Origin of the sequence: Moorena sp. SIO3A2 (genome assembly GCF_010672265.1) — a bacterium.
Taxonomy (GTDB): Bacteria; Cyanobacteriota; Cyanobacteriia; order Cyanobacteriales; family Coleofasciculaceae; genus Moorena; species Moorena producens.
This window is the reverse complement of record NZ_JAAHHC010000063.1, coordinates 25,119-31,118: the sequence shown is the minus strand read 5'-3', so window position 1 is coordinate 31,118 and position 6,000 is coordinate 25,119. Positions and strand designations below refer to the sequence as shown.

The 6,000-nt window shown below is 45.1% G+C and carries 6 protein-coding genes; 3 read left to right on the top strand and 3 right to left on the bottom strand.

The features are described 5' to 3' along the window. The 3 genes from F6K64_RS34015 to F6K64_RS34005 all read left to right on the top strand — a co-directional run. Positions 1-836, top strand: an 836-nt coding sequence (locus F6K64_RS34015) for a P-loop NTPase family protein (protein ID WP_287267714.1), incomplete at its 5' end; no start/stop codon positions are given. Positions 837-841: 5 nt separating this feature from the next. Next, complete coding sequence (locus F6K64_RS34010) at positions 842-1,891, top strand: metal-dependent hydrolase (RefSeq protein WP_287267713.1); 1,050 nt, start codon at positions 842-844, stop codon at positions 1,889-1,891. After that, the gene (locus tag F6K64_RS34005; RefSeq protein WP_287267712.1) at positions 1,879-2,682 is read left to right on the top strand and encodes an HlyD family secretion protein; all 804 of its coding nucleotides are present in this window, start codon (positions 1,879-1,881) and stop codon (positions 2,680-2,682) included. Before F6K64_RS34010 ends, F6K64_RS34005 begins: the two co-directional genes overlap by 13 nt. A 70-nt stretch (positions 2,683-2,752) precedes the next feature. On the opposite strand, the gene F6K64_RS34000 is transcribed toward F6K64_RS34005, so the two are convergent. The 3 genes from F6K64_RS34000 to F6K64_RS33990 all read right to left on the bottom strand — a co-directional run bounded on the left by F6K64_RS34000 (position 2,753) and on the right by F6K64_RS33990 (position 5,924). Next, complete coding sequence (locus tag F6K64_RS34000; protein ID WP_287267711.1) at positions 2,753-3,163, bottom strand: hypothetical protein; 411 nt, start codon at positions 3,161-3,163, stop codon at positions 2,753-2,755. Positions 3,164-3,425: 262 nt separating this feature from the next. Next, complete coding sequence (locus F6K64_RS33995) at positions 3,426-5,393, bottom strand: NACHT domain-containing protein (protein WP_287267709.1); 1,968 nt, start codon at positions 5,391-5,393, stop codon at positions 3,426-3,428. A 9-nt stretch (positions 5,394-5,402) separates the two neighbouring features. Next, positions 5,403-5,924: a hypothetical protein gene (locus F6K64_RS33990; RefSeq protein WP_287267708.1), complete on the bottom strand. Its 522-nt coding sequence runs from the start codon at positions 5,922-5,924 to the stop codon at positions 5,403-5,405. Positions 5,925-6,000: the final 76 nt, after the last annotated feature.

Genomic DNA, 6,000 nt, shown 5'->3' with positions numbered 1-6,000 from the left:
TCGGTAGCAGACACTCTGTTAGCTCAGTATCGAAGCGGGAGTTAGGGAAGGATTTTGAGAGAGCTTGCAGTGCTGTTAGAGCTGGCCACTCTCTCCTGATTCTTGGGGAGGCTGGGGTGGGTAAGGGTGAGTTTGCCCAGGGGCTTTATGAGGAACTGTTGGGGGAATTTTCAGCTGCGATCGCAATCTACAAAGGAAGTGGGAAAAAGTTCTTTCAAGCCTTAGCCTTCCAGCTGGACATTCCTACAGAAAATGATGAGGGTAAGCCCCTCACCATGGACCAGCTGAAAGAGGAGATCGCAGCTAACTGTAATGACAGTACACTGCTAATCTTTCCAGAGGCTAAAAGGCTGACCACTGGGATTAGGTATTGGTTAGAGGACTTAATGGCTAGTGGGGTCAGGGTGGTTTGTCTGGCTGTGGCGAATCCTGGCAGGGACATCTTCTTGGAAATGCTGGAAATTGAGCTAGAACTGCCTTCTGACCAGCGCATCCGGGAGGTGATGCGGTCTGAGGCGAAGCGCCAGGGGTTGAATATTTCGGAATCCCGATTAGCTGAACTCCAGCCACTAGCTGGACGTAACCCGATGGTCGCGAAGAAGGTGGTCAGGAATGAGTTACTTGGGATAAACCAGAATAAGCCAGAGCATACTCAATATGTGGTGATCATGCCCATCATTATCGCTGCTCTGATGAGCTTCGGTATCATCCGGTTCATTGGTATGGGGACTGGAAATAAGTCACTCTACATATTCGGTGGAGTCAGCTTGGTTGCTGGGATGACCCTTAAACAGCTTGGCAGTATCAGAGGTGCAAGAAAGAGGTTGGGACAGTAATTATTATGATGAGCATCACCCACAGCATTATTGCAGCAGCAGGAAGCAGCTTAGTATTGGGAACAGCTGACCCATCGCTGTTGGGCTTGGCTGTAGTTGGTGCCCAGATTCCGGATATTGATACCACTACCAGCACTATCGGGAAAATTTTTTACCCTATCTCCAGCTGGATTGAAGACAGGTTCCCACACCGGAGCGTTACTCACTCCCTGCTGGCCACTGCTGCTATTACTGCTGTGTCGGTGGCTGTGGGGCATTTTGGATTTGGGGATTGGAAGGGTGCGATCGCTCTTCCCTTGGGTCACCTGTTGGCCTGTTTCTCAGATACGTTCACTAAGCAGGGGGTTCAGCTGTTTTGGCCTGAACCTGCTTGGGCGGTATCTGTGAGTAATCCCAGACGACGGATTAAAACTGGGGGTGCTGCTGAGCTGTGGGTGCTAGCTTGTGCCACAGCATTACTAATTACTGGTATCTGGTTAGCCAATGGTGGGGGCATTACAACCAAGGTTACCCAGAGTCTTGGTCTGAGGGATGGTGCGATTACCACTTACAACCAGAACGCTAGCACTAATCATATCTATGCCGAAATTACTGGGGTTTGGGCTAGCGATCGCTCTGATGCCTCTGGCCGCTACTGGATTATCGATACTGCTGGGAGTGAGTTTATCGTCACAGATGGGAGAGGGATATATAAGACCGGGGAACAGATTACTGTGTCTAAGCTCACTACCAATATTGGTCAACCAGCTCAAACCACAGTCATGACTTTAAGCTGGGACGATGAAGACCCCATCCCCCAATTACGGCAGCTGGCAGCACAATACCCTGGTGCTGCGATTTTCGTTAACGGTCAAGTAGCTGTGGATTTCCCCGAAGATGTGAAACCAGCTGCACAGCTTAATCAACTTCAGACCTTAAGCGTCACCGGCTCGACACTAAGGTTTAACTATTGTCCACTGACTACAGCTATCACTAAGTTGAGTGATCAGTACGCTGTGGGAAACCTAAGCGTAAAGATAATCTCACCAGCAGCAGTAGGACTATGGAATGGGTAACTAATTTAATCGGTATTGGTATTGCTGGCACGGCAGCGGTGCTGGTTGCAGCTACTCCAAATCAAGTTTCTGTTGAACCAGTACCTGATGGCATTACCCCGGTTACACAGATTCAACCCACTGCACCAAAGCGCCACCGAATAAACGTAACAGTAACAGCACCAGAGGACATCAAGGTGAAGCAGGGAGATAGGGTGAAAGTAGGGGAAACGCTCTCGGACCGCACTGCTCAACGAAAAACACTGGAAGCGAGACGGAACCAGCTGCAAATCGCTATCAACCAGATGAGTTTACCGTTACCCCCAATGCAAGAACCACCAACACCTTCTTTCAGTGAGGAGGAGGCTGCGATCGCGAAGGCTCGGAATGATTTAGCGTTGGTCGAAAGGGAAATTGAATCAGCTCCACCACTGCGGTTCAAGATGGATTATCTCAATATCATCCACGACCAAGACAAAATCCAGAAACGACAACAATTACAGGAAAAGCGCATTAAAACGCAGATTGCGATTCAATCTGCTATAGCTCGGTTAAATGCTGCTAAAACTCGTTACGAACAACAGATTTACCAGCATTCTCTGAAAATGATGACTTATCAAACTAGTTTGCAGCGGCAACAGTACCAGCTGGCATCTTTGGTGAAGCAATCCCAAGAGGTGGAGAAGGAGCTGGAAGAGTTGAGTATTGTGCGATCTCCCTATGCTGGTCGGGTGAGACGGGTGAAGATTCTCTCACAGACAGACCGGGTGATCACTGCTGAAATTACTCTTGATCTTAGGGATGGTGGTTGATTCTAGGGCAAGGGTATGTTTGTGGTAATGCTGCCTTTGCTCAATAAGTTGAAAATGATCGGACAAGCTACTATTTTCGTTGTCGAATCTCTATCTCCTTTAGGTCATTCGGATCATCATCGAAACAATACTCAGTGTTATAAACTTTTGAAGCGATCGCAGGTAATACCCCATAACAGATTGGTTCTGCGAAGCTACAAGCTCGTTCAAAATCCCACTCCCCACCTCTCGGAAGGCGACCATCGGGAAATTGGACGGTCATCACCCCAATATTGGTATCCGTAGGTACGTTAAACCCATCACCAGCGAGAGCATGTGAGACGCAGTGCTCTCGTATTGATGGACCACCGTATCCACCACTTCCTCCCGTTACTAAGTATCCAACAGAATTAGCAAATGCTGCATGATGATGAAGATTGCTTTCTGGGTGATTCTCTTTACCCCAATTAAGGGCTTTCTCAAGGATTTCTGTGTAGTCCATAGTGGCTAAAGTTTGAGGTTTCCTATGAGTGCGATCGCAGCAGTTTGTAATGGTGCGTTCAGCTTCGCTGCGCCAAAGGCGATTGCTCTCTTATTTTCAATCTATTCAGATTCTACTATGGATAAAACTGGTTGTTAATGATTTTCGTGCGAATGAGGAAACAATGTATTAGAAACTGAGATAGTTTGTTGAGATAGTAATCGGCTGATAAACTACTGGTTGATATTGTTCACATCTCAAATCAAACTGCTATAGTAATCTATCAATTTTCAAGTTCTATTTGGGCAAAGTGTTCCATCAGCATCCGGTGGATAAAGATGTAGCCTCCTCCTACTTTTTGTAAGAAGATGCGATCGGCAGCATAGTCCAGGAAGCGGGCATAGTTCCAAGGGATGTAATTGTTACGGTAGAGGACAAAGCGGAGGAAGAAGTGTTTGATGCAGGTTACGCCACCGATTCGCAACCAAACATATAGTCCAATACTCATTCCCGAAATCAATAAAGAATTTATCAGAATAAACAAAAGAAGAATTGGTGTTTCCGGAGTCAAACCATCCAAGATTGTAATCACCAGCCCCACACCAAAACTCAATAAACCAAACGGCAAAGAAAAAAATAACCAACCTTTACAAGCATTGAAGGCTGACCTCCAAATTCCTTCATTCGGGCTTGTTTTTGTTTTTATTTCTGGTCCAGCAATTATCCCAACACTCAGTCCCATCAAGGGCGTATTAAAAAAATTATGCAATACATCATTCCAAGACCAAGCGAGAGTTTCGACAGTTTTTATTGTTCTTTCTAGCCCAGTTATAAGTCCAACCCCTAACCCAACAATCGGTCCCTCAATTACTCCGAACATAAAGCTTGCGCTCAGTCCAGCAAGAAGCCCGACATTCAATGTAACACCCAAACTGTATATGCATTTTTGACACTTATTATGCAACCAAGTAGGCTGCATTTTTTCAATTAAAAATACTGTCTGCGACTCCTCAACCATCTTCTGAGCCATCCAAATTAGCCAGTACTTTACTTGGCCTTTATTGTATAGTTTATTAGTCTTCCGACGCTTAAACATCTTCTCAATATATGCATCAAAGAGCTGCTTGCGCCGTTCCTCTATTACGTCAGTTCTGGGGAAATCATCAATTGCTACTCCCTGATAAGCTAGAGTCATAATATTGAGCATCAAGGGTGACTGGGCTAACTCTTGTAATACTGTATCTTCTGCAATTAATGTCCTTAATCCCGTTAACTCAGTCCCGACACGATTCAAGTAATGACAAACTTGTTCTAAAGTCAGCAACTTTATATAAACTGCTTTCTGAAAATTGAGACGGTTGGATAGGGCTTGATAGTCTTTAATCCGACTACACACTACCAGTTCAGCACCATACTCTTGATGGAATGTGTTCAAAGCAGCAATACAGTTGTTTCGATAGTCTGCCTTTACTTCATCCAAACCATCAAGTAATAGTAGTAGTTGCTGTTGACTTACCCAAGCTTTTACAATTTTCTTGGGAACTTTATATATAGTGTTCAGTTCCTCTACTAGCCAATCGGTTATCGTCTGCCGTTCCTTTGCCCAAGAGGAGAGGTTTAAAACTACGGGAATAAGCTGATTAGTGTCTTGTTCAGCACGAGCAATTAAATCCCGGGCGAGTTCCAGTAAGGTTGTGGTTTTTCCTGACCCTGGTTCCCCTAAAATTAGTAGGGTTCTTCCTGTACCAATTTGGTCAAAAACATCAATTACTTTAGTACCTTTGGGGACGGGTTGAGGTGAGTCGTCACCGATTTCGAGAATTTCGCTCAAAGGATTAGTAATGGCATCGGGTCTCTCTTCTAATCCCAATTCAATCAGTACCTGGTGATAGAGGGATTTTTCCAAAACGTCTTTGACCCAATAGGTCTTAACTTTACTGAGTAATGCCTGACGGTTGCGGTATTCTTGGCGAGTTAATTGGGTTCCTGGAACAGATTGCTGCGGATTAAAAATATTCCAGATGTTGTTAATCTGGCTGTTCTCCCCTTGAATGGTTTGGTTACTATTTCCCTGAACTGCCCGATTTTTATCTCCCTGAACCGCCCGATTTTTATCTCCCTGGATAGCCCGATTGTTATCACCTTGGATAACTGACATATCCTCACCAACCTGAAAAGCTTCAACCTGATGCTCAGATGAATTGGCATCAGGTTGTTGTGAGTCAGAATTCCGATCAGGTGACTGGCTCATGAGTTAGTTCTAGACACCTATAATGCGTGAAGCAGCAGCAGCACCGAACCAATCTGCCACTTTAAGCAGGATAGGCTTGGCTTTGCCCCAGAGGGTTTTACCTGCATTAGCTTTTCCACTGGCTGTTTCCAGGGTTTCTGCCACAGTTTCCAGGTTAGCGAGTGCCAATTCTTTCTTAGGTTCTTCTTTTTCTGTGGCTTTTTTGGCGGCACCAAGGTACATGGTTGCTTCTTCTTTGATATCCTCTGGTAGCTCTGCCCCTCGTACCAACTTATCCAGCTCTACTAATAACTCAATAACCTGCTCTTTTGTTAGCGGTTCTTCGATTGATGCAGTACCTTGACCTTGGTTTATTTGACTATTGTCACCTTGAATGGATTGGTTACTGTCACCTTGAATACCTTTAATCTTGTCACCTTGAATACCTTGACTATCTTCACCTTGAATGCCTCGGTTATTGCTACCTTGTAGGTTGCTGACCTTACCACCTACGGAACTACCTACAGAAAATCCACCGGGATTGTTTGTCATAATACCTATACTTGTGTGTTTGTTTAGGAGCTAGGACACTGTAATCGCTATATTGTTTATATTACAGAGGTTTTAA

What these genes read in the sequence shown, in the direction of transcription:
- F6K64_RS34010 (WP_287267713.1), top strand. Translation starts at nt 842, where the DNA reads ATGATGAGCATCACCCACAGCATTATTGCAGCAGCAGGAAGCAGCTTA.
- F6K64_RS34005 (WP_287267712.1), top strand. Translation starts at nt 1,879, where the DNA reads ATGGAATGGGTAACTAATTTAATCGGTATTGGTATTGCTGGCACGGCA.
- F6K64_RS34000 (WP_287267711.1), bottom strand. Translation starts at nt 3,163, where the DNA reads ATGGACTACACAGAAATCCTTGAGAAAGCCCTTAATTGGGGTAAAGAG.
- F6K64_RS33995 (WP_287267709.1), bottom strand. Translation starts at nt 5,393, where the DNA reads ATGAGCCAGTCACCTGATCGGAATTCTGACTCACAACAACCTGATGCC.
- F6K64_RS33990 (WP_287267708.1), bottom strand. Translation starts at nt 5,924, where the DNA reads ATGACAAACAATCCCGGTGGATTTTCTGTAGGTAGTTCCGTAGGTGGT.